The sequence below is a fragment of the Mesotoga sp. H07.pep.5.3 genome (genome assembly GCF_002752615.1).
GTDB lineage: Bacteria > Thermotogota > Thermotogae > Petrotogales > Kosmotogaceae > Mesotoga > Mesotoga prima.
Genome location: NZ_AYTV01000012.1, coordinates 194286 through 209224 on the forward strand (window position 1 = coordinate 194286; position 14939 = coordinate 209224).

Annotated in this window: 13 protein-coding genes; 10 read left to right on the forward strand and 3 right to left on the reverse strand. The window is 44.0% G+C overall.

Annotation, left to right across the window (positions count from 1 at the left end; translation table 11 throughout):
- From pulA to V513_RS04640, 3 genes are all read right to left on the reverse strand, one after another.
- A complete protein-coding gene (pulA, locus tag V513_RS04630) occupies positions 1-2484 on the reverse strand; it encodes a type I pullulanase (protein ID WP_180274845.1) in 2484 nt (827 codons plus the stop codon).
- A gap of 164 nt (positions 2485-2648) precedes the next feature.
- Complete coding sequence (locus V513_RS04635; RefSeq protein WP_099771889.1) at positions 2649-3527, reverse strand: hypothetical protein; 879 nt, start codon at positions 3525-3527, stop codon at positions 2649-2651.
- A gap of 118 nt (positions 3528-3645) precedes the next feature.
- Positions 3646-3990 (reverse strand): VanZ like family protein, encoded by a 345-nt coding sequence (locus V513_RS04640; protein ID WP_014730261.1) that lies wholly within the window; start codon positions 3988-3990, stop codon positions 3646-3648.
- A gap of 149 nt (positions 3991-4139) precedes the next feature.
- Here V513_RS04640 and rpmB point away from each other — a divergent pair, with 149 nt between their 5' ends.
- The 10 genes from rpmB to V513_RS04690 all read left to right on the forward strand — a co-directional run bounded on the left by rpmB (position 4140) and on the right by V513_RS04690 (position 14891).
- The gene (gene rpmB, locus V513_RS04645) at positions 4140-4331 is read left to right on the forward strand and encodes a 50S ribosomal protein L28 (protein ID WP_014730262.1); all 192 of its coding nucleotides are present in this window, start codon (positions 4140-4142) and stop codon (positions 4329-4331) included.
- Positions 4332-4373: 42 nt separating this feature from the next.
- Positions 4374-5483 (forward strand): alanine racemase, encoded by a 1110-nt coding sequence (gene alr / locus V513_RS04650; RefSeq protein ID WP_099771890.1) that lies wholly within the window; start codon positions 4374-4376, stop codon positions 5481-5483.
- A complete protein-coding gene (locus V513_RS04655) occupies positions 5483-6544 on the forward strand; it encodes a 3'-5' exoribonuclease YhaM family protein (protein WP_014730264.1) in 1062 nt (353 codons plus the stop codon). The genes alr and V513_RS04655 overlap by 1 nt, the downstream gene beginning before the upstream one ends.
- A 10-nt stretch (positions 6545-6554) precedes the next feature.
- Complete coding sequence (gene topA, locus V513_RS04660; RefSeq protein ID WP_014730265.1) at positions 6555-8774, forward strand: type I DNA topoisomerase; 2220 nt, start codon at positions 6555-6557, stop codon at positions 8772-8774.
- Positions 8774-9691: a D-alanine--D-alanine ligase family protein gene (locus V513_RS04665; RefSeq protein WP_014730266.1), complete on the forward strand. Its 918-nt coding sequence runs from the start codon at positions 8774-8776 to the stop codon at positions 9689-9691. The genes topA and V513_RS04665 overlap by 1 nt, the downstream gene beginning before the upstream one ends.
- Complete coding sequence (hslV, locus tag V513_RS04670) at positions 9688-10236, forward strand: ATP-dependent protease subunit HslV (RefSeq protein ID WP_014730267.1); 549 nt, start codon at positions 9688-9690, stop codon at positions 10234-10236. Before V513_RS04665 ends, hslV begins: the two co-directional genes overlap by 4 nt.
- A complete protein-coding gene (hslU, locus tag V513_RS04675) occupies positions 10233-11621 on the forward strand; it encodes an ATP-dependent protease ATPase subunit HslU (RefSeq protein WP_014730268.1) in 1389 nt (462 codons plus the stop codon). Before hslV ends, hslU begins: the two co-directional genes overlap by 4 nt.
- A complete protein-coding gene (gene dprA, locus V513_RS04680) occupies positions 11621-12640 on the forward strand; it encodes a DNA-processing protein DprA (protein WP_099771892.1) in 1020 nt (339 codons plus the stop codon). Before hslU ends, dprA begins: the two co-directional genes overlap by 1 nt.
- Before the next feature lie 63 nt (positions 12641-12703).
- Positions 12704-13648 (forward strand): class II fructose-1,6-bisphosphate aldolase, encoded by a 945-nt coding sequence (gene fba, locus V513_RS04685; RefSeq protein WP_014730270.1) that lies wholly within the window; start codon positions 12704-12706, stop codon positions 13646-13648.
- Positions 13649-13661: 13 nt separating this feature from the next.
- Entirely contained in the window at positions 13662-14891 is a 1230-nt protein-coding gene (locus tag V513_RS04690) for an acetate kinase (protein WP_014730271.1), read from the forward strand.
- Positions 14892-14939: the final 48 nt, after the last annotated feature.

Genomic DNA, 14939 nt, shown 5'->3' on the forward strand with positions numbered 1-14939 from the left:
CTACTTGAAGAAGACATAAGTAGAAATTGGTTCGAGCTTGACCTTACCTGAGAGTCTTTCGAGGGGCTTCTCAGAGATTCTATCTCTATCCACGACGAGGTTCCAGCTTTCATCAGGTAGAGTTATCTCGGCTGGTTCAAGGTTCCCATTGAATATCACAAGTATTTCTTCCCATGAGTCACCAGCTGACTTGCCGTCTATCACGTAAGCAACGATATTTCTGGGAGCATCAAGAAATTTTAGATTCTTTCTTATCTCTTCGGCCGTACTCATCCTGAATGATGGATGGTTCTTTCTAAGTTCTATCAGTCCCTTATAATAGGTGAAGAGGTCAATGAATTCTGCCTTCCTTGAATAGTCCATCTTGTTCAAATCTACACCGGCATTGTAGCTGTTATCATTGCCGAACTTCGTTCGAGCAAAGTCTACTCCACCATGAAGAAATGGAATTCCCTGAGAAAGAATCACTATGGCATTTGATAGCTTCTGAGCGCTTGTCAACAACTCTCTTGAAGCATCTGGCATTGCTGCGCTATTCTTGTCCCACAGAGTCTGATTATCGTGAGCAGAAACATAGTTTATAGTCTCAGAAGGGTCATCCGCAAAGTCCTTAATGTCACTGCTGTATTCGATACTTCCCACAATACCACGCATAATCCTTCTTTCTTTGGCCCTGCTCCCAAGAGAAAAGCCCTTCACTTTCTCATCGAAAACGCTTCCTCTTATTGCATCTCTGAGATTGTCGTTAAAAACAGCTACACCGGTTCCGCGTTGATCGCCTTTCCCAAATGTAACGGTTGCCCCCCAACCTCCCCACGGCTCGCCATAAAGCAGAATCGTCTTGTCTATTGCATGAAGTTCTCGGTCGATGGCCAGAACGGTTTCTTTATCTATAAGACCCATCAAATCGAATCTGAAGCCATCAATTCCGTATTCGTTGACCCACATCTTAAGAGAATCAAGAATATGCTTTCTCATCATTGGCCTTTCTGAAGCTATCTCATTACCGACTCCAGTTCCGTTCAAATATGCACCTGTGGCGTCTGTTCTATAGTAATAATATGGGACTGTCTGATCGAAGGGAGAAGAAGAACCTGTTGTAGCCGTATGATTGTACACAGTGTCGAGAATTACCCTTATTCCTTTTTCATGAAATGCCATGACCATTGCCTTAGATTCGAGAATTCTACTGAGAGGACTGTAAGGGTCAGTGCTGTAATGTCCTTCCGGAACCATGTACAGATAAGGGTCATAGCCCCAGCCGTATTCGCCTTCCTCACCTTCATTTAGGTAGTGAATATCGTTGAAAGGCATTATGTGAACGTGTGTTACACCGAGCTCAACAATGTGGTCAATTCCGACAGTAACTCCATCAGGTCCCGTTCTTCCGGTCTCGGTTAGGCCTAAGTACTTACCCTTATTCTCAACATTGGTATTTGGGTCGGAAGTCATGTCTCCAATGTGGATTTCGTATATTATTGCGTCCTCCGGTTTGTTAAATATCGGCACTTTTTGTTGGGCCCAGCCTTCAATAATGGTTTTAGCGGGATCAACGACAACTGATCTCTCACTGTTTTTTGTAACCGCACGGGAATAGATGTCAACTGTTTCTCTTTCCTTGCCATAAGAGACGAATCTGTATTTGTAAGCCCGCAGATGAAGATTGCCTTGAACGATTGCTTCCCAAACACCTGCTTCTATTCTTTTCATGGGGACTTCAATAAAGCTGTCCGAGTAGAGATCGTCAAAGAGAATTAGCGTTGCTGAAGAGGATACGGGAGACCAGACTCTGAAGACTGTCTCCTTCTCCGAGTAAATCGAACCAAGTTCACCCTGGTAGAAGAATTCAGAATTATCGAGCGCTTTTCTGACAATTATGTCGCCTGGAAGAAAACCTTCGATCTCCAGAGATAGCCTTTTGCTAACTGACTTGGGCGCAAGTGGTTCGGTCAGTGTTATCTTCACGTAGTTAGTTACCGATACATCAGTGGGATCTGCCTTTTCGAAGCTCTGAATCTTAACCGGCGAACCGTCTAAAAGGACTTCAGGTAAGACTGTCTTAGTATCAACCGGTGCTGAAAGTGAAGCGTAGATCTCACTCAAAGAATCAAGAAAGGCCATCTTAACTCTGGGAGTTAGATCAATTCTGTCCGGGCTCGTCAAAAAATCCTCTTCCCCTTCGATCACCCATATTTCAGCAACTCCAGAATCGGGAATATCTACGAACCTATCTGCTGTAATATCCTTCTTTTCCCATTCTCTTAGCCTTACTATGAATCCCAGTCTAGAATGTTTTTCAGAGAACTTTACAGTTGTAACTACTCCGAATTCGTCTCTCCTATCAAAAGAGTAAGACTTACCATCCATACTTTTCGGTTTGTCAGGCCAGACCCATAGGTTCCAGCCATCGTAGTTGTCATCGTACCTGTGATAATGGATTATAATTACGGTCGCTGCGTCATAATCTTCTGCACTTTTTCCCATACTTTCTCCCGTAAAAGCAAAAATCGTTGTTCCGAAGATTAGCAAAAGGAAGAACAACACTCTTTTCATTATAAAGCCTCCCTCAATCAAGTGGGGTTACAGTGAAGCCACTAATTCTCCTGTCATATTCATATTCGAATAACCTCTCACTTCCATTTTCATCCTTAATCTTCAGATAACCGCCTCTGGGATCCAAATAACTTTCCCAAAAAATCATATTCAAACGAAGTGGTTCTTGATCTATCCAGTGTGATAAGTATTCTAAGCTCTTCAGCAGTTTCAATAGGTTCTTGAGAATCCAACGAAAAAACATCTTCGTCGGTAGTTCGATCAGCTCGAGATAAGATTGAAACCTCTGAACCTTCAAGATATCCGCCCTTATCGGCAGCAAGAGTCAGAAGAGCGTGCTCACCGTTATCGAAAATATCAATCTTAGAAATCGTTAGTCTTGCTGCACCTCTTGAATCTTCCTCTACAACTTCCTGTACCTCTTCTGTTTCAGGTATTCCTTCTACTGCCGATTCAAGAACTTCCGACTCTTCAGCCCAGATTCCAAGACTTCTTTCGCGGGCATATTCTTCGGCCGGAACAAGTTCGATTTCTCCTCCGTCAATTGCTTTAGATAGACCGCTAGATACGATTATAGATTGAATAAGATAAACCTCACCATCCAGAAGGAACCAGACGTAAGCTGAAGCTTCCTCAGATGTGGTCACTTCATGAACAATCGCTTCAAGTCCTATGGTGTTTCTTATTAGATTCAAGCACTTCTTGCTGTTAGAGTCTGTAGACTCATATTGAGGAATCTCTGCTCCTGACAGCGAATATCTTTTGAGATGGCCATTGGCAATGATCAAGAGATCATAATTGTTTTCTGTCCCCACGATTATTCCGGTAAACCCTGAAACCGATGCTTCGGGCGTGACATAATAAAATCCTTCCATAATCTGGGAGTTAGCAAATGTGATTTCAGAGTGCGGGAGAGCTATGAAGACTGTTACCATTGAGAGATACAGAGACCTCAAAGGCTTGTTTTCCTCCAAGTAGCACACCTCCAGGCGGAACTCAAAAAAAGTATAACATTATCACCGGACTTTCAATACTCTATGGTTTGAGCAAATGCTGTATGCCGTTCAAATCGTTTGGTTTTGCTGGAGGAACTCAACCTTTAGAAAGCGTTCTAAGCCTGACTATAAAGGTGAAGATAACAACGGGAACCGTCCAACCCAAATAATTGAAAACCATATCTAGAATATCGAACTGCCTGTTGGGAGATAGAACCTGAAGAAATTCGAGAATGACAGGTCCTACAATGAGAAATGAAAAGAAGGTTTTCCTAAACGCCTTGCTGAATTCTTCTCTTGAAAGAATAACAAAAAGGAACCCTCCTGCAAAGAAACCCACAAAATGAAGAAACTTGTCGCTTCCCACTTCGATTGCCGGAACTACCGGTTTCAGGTAGAAGTAGACGGTGAAAACCATGTAAATTGCTGCAGCAAGAGCCATTATCAATCTTCTCATCAATAAGAATTATGCTAGCCATGCGCACTAATGTCAATGACGCGCACCGCAAATCCCTTTGAGTCTTGAGTTGAAAAGCTTCTATTTCTTTACTATAATGAAGTGTATTGTAAATCGAGAGGAGGACACAATTCATGTCCAAGGTTTGTGAAATATGCGGTAAGTCACCTACTACAGGGAATATGGTCTCGCACTCAAATAAAAAGGCCAAGCGCTGGTGGAAGCCCAATGTTCATAAAGTCCGCGCAGTCGTTGATGGCGAGGTAAAGAGAATCAGAGTTTGTGCGAAGTGTCTCAAAGCTGGAAAAGTTACAAGAGCCATCTAGCCATAACGCGCTATTCGCGCTTTCTTACTGAGAAGGTATGAAATGAATAGCAGAAAAACCTTCGCTTTGATCGATCTATCTGCATATAGACAAAATCTTGTTTATCTGTCCGGAAAGGCGTCTCCGGCGAAACTGATGGTTGTTGTCAAAGCAGATGCGTACGGTCATGGTGCCGTGGAGCTTTCGAAAGTTGCTCAGGAATCGGGAGTCGATCGCTTAGCAGTTGCTTTTCTCGAAGAGGGAATTAAGATCCGCCAAAGCGGAATCTCTTTGCCGATTCTTGTGCTTAACTATGTGGAGAAAAAGGAGATCCCCACTGCAAAGGAGTTTTCTTTAACGCTATCTCTTTCTTCATTTGCTCAACTTGAAGACATTATTGGCTTAAATAAGCAGTTACCTGATTTCCAGCTGGTTGTAGATACTGGAATGAGGCGTCTGGGATTGGAATGGGAAGAGTCGATTGAGTTGTATAATTCGGCTGTCAGAAAGGGAATCAATATAACAGGTGCTTATACGCACTTCGCTACAGCAGATGAGAAAGGCAGTGGCTTCGTTCTTGAGCAGAGAGGAGCTTTTGGAAGATTTCTTCATGGCTTGGGACAAAGACGAAACAGACATTTCGAAACTCATATATCTAATAGTGCAGGCACCATCTATTTCGACAATTCTGATTTCAGTTATGTTAGAGCGGGAATTGCCACATATGGCCTACAACCTTCGAAGGAAACTGATGAAAACCTGAAACCGGTTTTGTCGTGGGTTAGCTGTGTATCCTTTGTAAAGAGGATACGTACCGGCTATTCGGTTAGTTATGGCAGGACTTTTGTTGCCGATCGTGACATGCTTGTAGCTACAATTCCCGTAGGCTATGCCGATGGATACAATAGACTGCTCTCTAATAGAGGATATGTTATCATTTCGGGCAAGAGATGCAAAGTGCTGGGCAGGGTTTGTATGGATCAATTCGTTGTCGACATATCTCACATTGAGAAGCCTGTCTCGATTGGTGATGAAGTTGTGATAGTTGGTACTCAAGAAGGAGAGTCGATAAGCGCCGAGGAGATAGCTGATCTGTGCGGTACCATTAACTATGAAGTAGTTTGTTCTATCTCTTCCAGAGTTCCACGGGTCTATAAGAAAGGAGTAAACTGATGAAACTCCGCGACATCATTGGAAATGAGATATTGAGTCAAATAAATGCCGATCAGGATAAGACAAACAGGGATGGTTTTCCTTTTGTTTCCGATCTACGCCCGGGAAGTACTGTGCTATCTGTTTTCAAGGTCCATTCTAAGAGAATTCAAGAGGCCCGAGACGGAAAGAAGTTTCTTCTATTAACACTTTCCGATAAGACAGGAGCTATACGAGCAATCGATTGGTTTAATGCAGAACGCAATGATTCCACTCTGGAACAGGGTATGGTAGTAAGAATCTCCGGTCGAGTAGCTGTCTATGAAGATAGAATCCAGCTTAATCTTGATTCGGAAGGGATTCAGATCCTTCAGGTTGGACAGTACGATTATGAGAGATTTATGGCTGTCACAACGAAAGATATTCCTCGGATGTACGATGATCTTCTTAGTCTCGTTGGAAGAATGAGGGATGACTATATTAGAGCTCTGCTCAAAGATATTTTCGAGAACGACAAGAAGTTCATCGAGAAGTTCATTGTTTCTCCGGCCGCTTCTAAGGTTCACCACGCTTATAAGGGTGGCCTTCTGGAGCACACAATGTCTGTCGCCGAGCTATGCGAATTCTTCGCGACGAAGTACGGAGACTCCGTTGATGGAGATCTTCTAGTTGCGGGGGCCTTGTTACATGATATCGGTAAAGTGTATGAGTACACGATTACTCCGAATGGAATTGAGAGAACAAATGACGGCGAATTAGTGGGACACATCGCTATGGGCATAGAGATGGTCAGCAAGGCTATATCTAAAATTCAGGGCTTCCCCCGCTATCTTCAGACTGAGATAAAACATCTCCTCTTGTCTCATCACGGGGAAATGGAATGGGGCTCACCCGTAATTCCAAAGACGACGGAAGCAATTGTTCTTCATATGGCCGACGATTTGGATTCGAAGGTTGCTCAGTTCAGAGAGATTGAAGAAAGGGAATTCAATGGCTCAACTGCTTCCTGGAGCAATTACGATCGTTTTCTTAACAGAAGAGTGTTCATGAAAAACAGAAGATCCGGCGACTCAAATAGTTAGGAGTGATACTTTGCCAGACAAGCTTGTAATCGTTGAATCGCCGGCAAAGGCGAAAACGATCAGTAGATATTTAGGGAAGAACTATGAAGTCACCGCTTCCAAAGGGCATGTTAGAGATCTCCCAGAATCTAACATCGGACTTCATCCTGAAACTTTGGAACCGACTTATGAGATTCTTAAGGGGAAGGAAAAGGTCGTACAAGAGCTTTCCAAGAAGTCAAAGGGAAAACAGGTGCTTCTCGCTTCAGACCTGGATCGTGAGGGAGAAGCCATTGCATGGCACATTTCCGAACTTTTGGGTCTTCCACAAAATGAAAAGAATAGAATAGTCTTCAATGAGATAACGGAATCGGCAATAAAGGAAGCAATACTTCATCCAAGAGAGATAGACATGTCTAAAGTCGAGGCTCAAGTAGCTAGAAGGGTTCTCGATAGAATTGTGGGCTACAAAATCAGTCCAATTTTGTGGAGAACTATGAAGAGAGGGCTCAGTGCCGGAAGGGTCCAGTCCGTAGCTCTAAAGTTCATGGTAGAACTTGAGAAGAAGATAGTAGTATTTGAACCGCACCGTTTCTTCAAGATCTTTGCGAAGGTTGGCGAGGATCGATTCTCTCTTTCTCGAATCGAAGGGAAAAAGTTCACAAACAAGTCTGTAATCACTGAAGAGAAGAGAGATGAAATAATAAGCGAGCTTTCCAATACAATTTTTCACGTCAAAAACGTAAAGGAACGCACCTCCAAGAGAAACGCGCCGATGCCATTCATTACTTCAACACTTCAGCAAAGTGCAATAAGTGAGTTGGGCTGGAGTGCGAGTAAAACGATGAAGATCGCTCAGCAGCTCTACGAAGGAATTGAAACCGATCAAGGTCAGATTGCTTTCATTACATACATGAGAACCGATTCGACGAGAATATCCAACCAGGCAAGAGACAAGGCCGTCGAAATAATCGAAAGTAAATTTGGAAAGGAGTACGTTGGTCCCATCAGACCGGGCAAAAAGGGTAAGAAGATTCAAGATGCTCACGAAGCTATAAGACCAACTTATCCTGAGAACGATCCAGAGAAGGCGAGGCAACTTTTATCAGGAGACAATCTAAGGCTATATGCTCTTATCTGGAATAGATTCATAGCTTCTCAAATGGCTAGTGCGGAATACTCTGTGACCGAAGTTGAATTAGAGGATGAAAACGACAAGTACATTCTTAGCTTGACCGGGGAGAGAAGACTCTTTGACGGTTATGAGAAAATTGTCTCGAGATCATCTAAGAGTGAGATAGATCGGGACTATAAGATAGGCGAAAAGATAAAGCCTTCCATGATCGAATGGGAGGAAGATACAACTAAACCACCCTCGAGGTTCAGCGAAGCCTCTCTTGTAAAAGAGCTTGAAAAGAAAGGAATCGGCCGCCCCTCAACTTATGCAACTATAATCACCACTCTTCTCGACAGGAAGTATGTACTTCGACAATCGAGAGAACTTAGACCAACACTTCTTGGTGCGATCGTTAACGAGTTTCTGAATGAATATTTTCCCGATGTTGTTGATATGAATTTCACGGCAAATATGGAAGAAGAGCTTGACGATGTTGAAAACGGTGCAAAGAAGTGGCGAGACGTAGTGATGGGCTTTTATAGCGGGTTCAAAACTGATCTTGATGAGATAGATAAGAGAATCAAAAAGGGAGAGTTGAGAATTGAGTTCCCGACAGATAAGGAGTGTTCATGCGGTGGGTACTTCAAAGTCGTCTTTGGAAGATATGGCGGGTACTTGAAATGTGAATCTTGCGGCAAGAATGAATCAGTCGATATGACATCCTTCACTTGTGTAATCGATGGGAAGGTAATGCTGAAAGATGTTGCTGCGAATCAAAAAATAGAGATAGAGATAGAAGAAAAGTGTCCCGAATGTGGTTCTCCACTCGTCATAAGGAAGGGAAGATACGGAGAGTTCATTGCCTGTTCGGCCTATCCGAAATGCAAGTACACTAGGAATGTTAGGATCGACGCTCCCTGCCCTAAGTGCGGAGGGGTGGTTGAAAAACTCCGAAGCAAGAAAGGAAAGAATTACTTCAAATGCTCAAGTTGTGGAGAACTCTTCTGGAATGAACCGACAAATGAAAAGTGCGAAATCTGCGGCTCTTATCTCTTTCTCAAGGTTAAGCGAGGAGGAAAGAAGGTTCTGTACTGTGAGAAATGCAAGAAGGAATTTGAAATTGGAGGAGATTAATGTCTAGAAGGATTGCCGTTGTTTATGGAGGGTTTTCCAGCGAGAGAGACGTCTCTGTTAAGAGTGGAAGTAACATTTCGAAATCTCTCGAGAGGCTCGGTGCCGAAGTGATCGGTTTTGATCTCAAAAGGGATAGAATCGCGAGCCTACTCAGTCTAAAGGCCGATCTCTTCTTTCTAGCCCTCCACGGCAAATTTGGCGAAGATGGGACAGTGCAGGGGTTGATGGAACTTGCGGGATTACCCTACACTTCTTCTGATTCCAGGACAAGCGCGGTTTGCTTCGACAAAGAGATTACATACAGGCTTGTGAAAGCGGAAGTCGATCTGCCTCTATGGAAGAAAGTGATTAGCGAGAAGGATCTCGAGGGCTGGAAGATATTTCCGTGTGTAATAAAGCCCACTAGAGAAGGATCGAGCATTGGAGTGTTTATTTGTGATGATGCTTCAACTCTCATCAATAGAACCAGGTTACTGCTAGACGTGTACGACTCTCTTTTGCTTGAAGAGTATATCGATGGAAGAGAGATAACCGTTTCGATCATTGATTCAAGGGAAGGCATTAAAGTTCTACCGGTGCTTGAAATAAAACCAAAAAGACGTTTTTATGATTACGAAGCCAAATATACTCCTGGCTTAACTGAATTTGTCGTTCCCGCCCCGATAGAAAGAAGTACACTTGAATCGATAATCGAAAAGTCGGTCGCGGTTTACAAGCTTCTTGGCTGCAGGGATTTTGCGAGGGTGGATGGGATACTAAAGGGAGGAGTGTTTTACTTTCTTGAGGTAAATACCATTCCGGGTATGACTGACCTGAGCGACCTACCGATGTCGGCGAGAGCGGCCGGGATGACCTTTGATGATGTCGTTCTAGATATAATTGAGGCGGCCGATAAAAGAAACAGGAGGGAATCATGAAGACTTTTCATGGTACTACAATACTCGTTCTCAGAAAGAAGGGAAAGACGGTTATAGTCGGAGATGGTCAGATTACTATTGGAGACACCGTAATGAAAGGTACGGCGAGAAAGGTTAGGAAACTTGGCGATGGTTCAGTTCTTGCAGGCTTTGCGGGCTCTGTAGCTGATGCGATGACTCTTTTTGAGAAGTTTGAAGAAAAACTGCATGAATCCAACTCTAATTTGAAGAGGGCTGCCGTGAATTTGGCCAAGGATTGGAGGACAAACAAGATCCTTAAGAATCTTCAGGCACTTCTCCTGGTAGCGGACAGAGAGAGTATCCTACTGATATCTGGGAACGGTGAAGTTATAGAACCCGATGAAGAGGTTCTGGCTATCGGTTCTGGAGGTTCCTATGCATTGGCCGCTGCGAGGGCTCTTTTGAGAAATAGCCAACTGGAAGCCGAGGAAATTGCGGTTAAGTCTATGGAGATAGCTAGCGAAATTTGCATATACACAAACACAAATTTCACCATGGAAACACTCGGAGGAGAGAAACAATGAATAGAGAAGAACTTGACGAGTTGACTCCAAAGAGAATAGTGGAGGAGCTTGACAAATATATAGTAGGACAGGATAAAGCTAAGAGGGCAGTCGCTGTTGCGATGAGAAACAGGATCAGAAGACAAAAACTCCCTGAAGAGATAAGAAGAGACGTAATACCAAAGAACATTTTGATGATGGGGCCTACTGGAGTTGGAAAGACGGAGATCGCTAGAAGATTGGCCGAGCTCACGGGTTCACCCTTCACAAAGGTTGAGGCCACCAGGTTCACCGAAGTGGGGTATGTCGGGAAGAATGTCGAATCAATAATCCGAGAGCTGGTAGACGTAGGCGTCAACATGGTCAAGCAGGAAAAGATGGGCGAAGTAGAGGGGAAGGCATCCTATCAGGTTGAAGAGAGAATTCTGGAGGCTCTCGTCCCCGGACCTCAGACGAAAGCAGCGGGTCCTAGGAATATCATTGAGTTGTTTCAAGGCCAGCAACAACCGAAGCCGAGTCAAGAAGAGGCCGAAAGAATAAGGAATCGCAGGGAAGACTACAGAGATAGATTGAGAAGCGGCGATCTTGAGGATCTCGATATCGAGGTCGAAGTTGAAGATCACAGTCAGCAGATGATAATGATTCCGGGAATGGAAGATATGGGAATCGATATGTCAGGCGTTCTGGGCGGAATGGTACCGAAGAAGACCAAGAGAAGAAAAATGAGAATTGCTGATGCTCGTAAGACGCTTCTACCGATTGAGGCTGAAAAGCTTTTGGATATGGACAAAGTTGTAGCCGAAGCGATCGAAAGGGTGCAGAACCGCGGTATGGTCTTTATTGATGAGATTGATAAGATTACTTTCAGAAGTGGTTCCCATGGCCCCGATGTTTCAAGAGAGGGAGTTCAAAGAGATCTTCTACCGATCATCGAAGGGACCACCGTAACGACAAAGTACGGTCAGATAAGGACCGATTACATTCTCTTCGTTGCCGCGGGGGCCTTTCACACTGCCAAGCCTTCAGATTTGATTCCGGAGTTCCAGGGAAGGTTTCCGATCAGGGTCGAGCTTGATGCGCTTTCTCAAAAGGAGTTTCTGAGAATCCTTGTCGAGCCGAAGAATGCAATAACAAAGCAATACATGGCTTTGCTGGAGACTGAAGGAGTAAAAGTTACGTTCACTGAAGACGGTTTAAGAGAAATCGCGCGGGTTTCACACAGCCTGAATGAGAAAATCGAGAACATTGGAGCTAGAAGACTCTACACAGTTGTTGAGAAAGTACTCGAAGAAGTTTCATTCAATGCTCCTGAAGTTCCTCAAGAAATTGTAGTTGACGTCAACTATGTTAATGAGAGGATCGGCGAAATTGCCGCCGATGAAGACCTGAGTGCATTTATCTTGTAATGGAAAGAGCAGAGTACGCCGCAATAGCACTTTCTGGAGATTTTTCTCCATCAGAGATGGAAGAGATCGAAAATTCGGGAATTTCAGACACTCATCTTTTCAGATGTCGGACCGATCTAAACAAAGTTAAACTGAAGAGGTTTCAAAAGAGTTTTCCCGATGTGGCGAAGATTCTCTCCAGGTTTACGAAATTCATAACATTCAAGGATGTTCAATATCCCGAAGCTCTCAGGAATACCTTTGAACCGCCTTCAGTAATATTTTTTGAGGGTGACCCTGGACTTCTAAATTCAAGAAACATTCTCGCCATAGTGGGTTCGAGGAAAGCGGATGGATATGGAGCATCGATTGCCAAAGAATATGCGAAGTCGCTCTCTGAGAAAGGGATAACCATCGTAAGCGGTCTTGCGGTCGGTATTGATGCTCAGGCTCATATTGGGGCTCTTGAGGGTAGAGGCTCTACAATAGGAGTACTGGGGACGGGTATCGATGTAGCCTATCCAGCGAGCAACAGAACGCTCATAAAGTCGGTTAAGCAAAAGGGGTGTGTGATTTCTGAATTTCTCCCCGGAACGCCGCCCCTAAAGCAGAATTTCCCGAAGAGGAACAGAATAATTTCAGGCTTGGCCAGGGCAGTCTTTGTAGTGCAGGCTACTATGAGAAGCGGCTCGCTAATTACTGCAAGACTCGCGCTTGAAAACGGAAGAGATGTTTTTGCTGTGCCTGGAGACATCAACAGAAGGAATTCCGAAGGCACGAATTGGTTAATTAAGAATGGGGCAAAACTGATTTCCGAGTGCATAGACATTATCGATGAGTTTCCTGAAATCTCATTCGAGGAACCTCAGACTATGAAGTTGCAGTCAAGAGTCCTTGATCTTCTAGGCAATGGTCCCCTCACTTTTGGAGAACTACTATTGATGACGGACTTTTCCAGCAAAGATCTGATCGTTGAACTCACAAATCTGCAGCTGGGAGGCTACATCTTCGAAGAAAACGGGCGATGGAATAGAACTTAGTGTATTTGAGCTGGTATAATCTTGATGAAATGTAGAAGTAGGAATTAGAATGGAGGGAGAAAAATGCCTTACGTAAACACGAAAGAAATACTCGAAAGAGCAAATAAAGAGTTCTATGCAGTACCGGCACTGAATATCAACAATCTTGAATTTCTGCAGGCAATCATCGATGCTGGAGTGGAAGAACACTCTCCGGTAATTATCGAAACTTCCGAAGGTGCGATTAAGTATGCAGGAAATGGTGACATTAAACTGGGAGCAAAGCTTTTCGTATCGATGGTCGAAAGCTATGCGAGGAATGTCGATATTCCCGTTTCATTGCATGTTGACCACGGAAAAAACTTCAAGATAATCATGGCGGCAATTCAGGCTGGCTATTCATCAGTAATGATTGATGCGTCCGAATTCCCGTTTGAAAAAAACGTTGCAGAGACGAAAAAAATTGTGGAGATAGCCCATAGTCTTGGCGTATCAGTCGAAGCCGAGTTGGGTAGACTCGTTGGAATAGAGGATAACGTTGCTGTCGAATCTCATGAAGCGGCACTGGTTGACCCGGATGAGGCAAAGCTGTTTGCAGAAGAGACGGGAGTAGATTTTCTGGCGCCTGCAATTGGAACTAGCCATGGGGCCTTCAAATTCAAGGGAGAAGCGAGACTGGATTTTGCAAGACTCAAGAAGGTTAAGGATCTGACAGGCCTACCGCTCGTTTTGCATGGAGCTTCAAGTGTTCCGGAGGACATTAAAAAGCTTGCCGAAACCTATGGAGCCGATTTCAAGGGAGCTAAAGGAGTTCCTGGGGAAATCCTTGCTGAATCGGTGAAGTTTGGAATAAACAAAGTGAATACCGATACTGATCTAAGAATGGCTTTTATTGCTTCGTTGAGAGAGTTCCTTTCGAAGAATCCCGGGGAGTTCGATCCGAGGAAATACTTCAAGACACCCAAGGAATTGGTTAAGAATGTAATCAGAGAAAGGCTGAGACTTCTAGGTTGTTCTAATAAAGCATAGACGGAGGTGTCGAATGAAGATCCTTGTAATTAATTGCGGCTCGTCTTCAATTAAGTACCAGCTTCTTGATGCCGCAAGTGAAAATGTGTTGGCAAAAGGGTTGCTTGAAAGGATAGGTATTTCCGGATCAAAACTCTCTCATAGGAAAGGCGAGAAGAAATACGAGTTCGAAAAGGACATTGCTGATCACACTGAAGGTCTTGAACTAATAATTGAGGTTCTTCAGTCTGAAGAGACTGGAGTTGTGAAAAACATCAACGAAATTGAGGCCGTCGGTCACAGAGTGGTTCACGGTGGAGAGAGATTCGCATCTTCCGTTTTAATAGACGATGAAGTTGTAAGTGAGATAGAAGCGAACAATTTCCTTGCACCTCTTCACAATCCGGCCAACATTGAGGGTATTGTTGCAGCGAAGAAGATTCTTCCATCTGTTCCTCACATCGGGGTTTTCGATACGGCATTCCACCAATCGATGCCAGAATCATCTTATCTCTACGCCATACCTTACGACCTATACAGAAAATATAAGATAAGAAAATATGGTTTTCACGGCACTAGCCATAGATATGTTGCGGAGAGAGCAGCTGTCATGATGGAAAGACCTCTCAAAGAACTGAAAATTATAACTGCTCATATTGGGAACGGTGCATCTGTTGCGGCAGTCAAGAACGGGAGGTCTGTTGATACCTCAATGGGATTCACACCGCTTGAGGGGCTCGTCATGGGGACGCGATCCGGCGACATTGATCCGGCTATCGTTCCTTTCTTGCAGGAGCAAGAGGGATTATCGGCTGGGGAAGTAAACGACCTGCTGAACAAAGAAAGCGGTATGTATGGGCTTACTGAAGGGCGGTTCAGTGATATGAGGGATATAGAGGAACGTGCAATGAAAAACGAGCCGACTTGCAAACGGGCACATGATATATATGAATACAGACTGGCGAAATATATTGGCGCTTATGCGGCGGCAATGAACGGAGTCGATGCGATAGTGTTCACCGCAGGCGTAGGAGAGAATAGTCCCTACTTGAGAGCCAATGTGATCGACAAGTACCTCGGCTATCTTGGCATATCGATTGATGTAGAGAAAAATAAAATCAGAGGAAAAGAGACCATGATTTCCACAACTGATTCGAAGGTAAAAGTCTTCGTTATCCCAACTAATGAGGAACTTGTTATCTCTAGAGATACCAGTAGGATAGTTAAGAATGGTTTGAAGGAATTGAAACTGTGGGAAGAGTGAAAGGTGATGACGAGACATTAAGGAAATCGTTCTGGAGGGTGATACCAA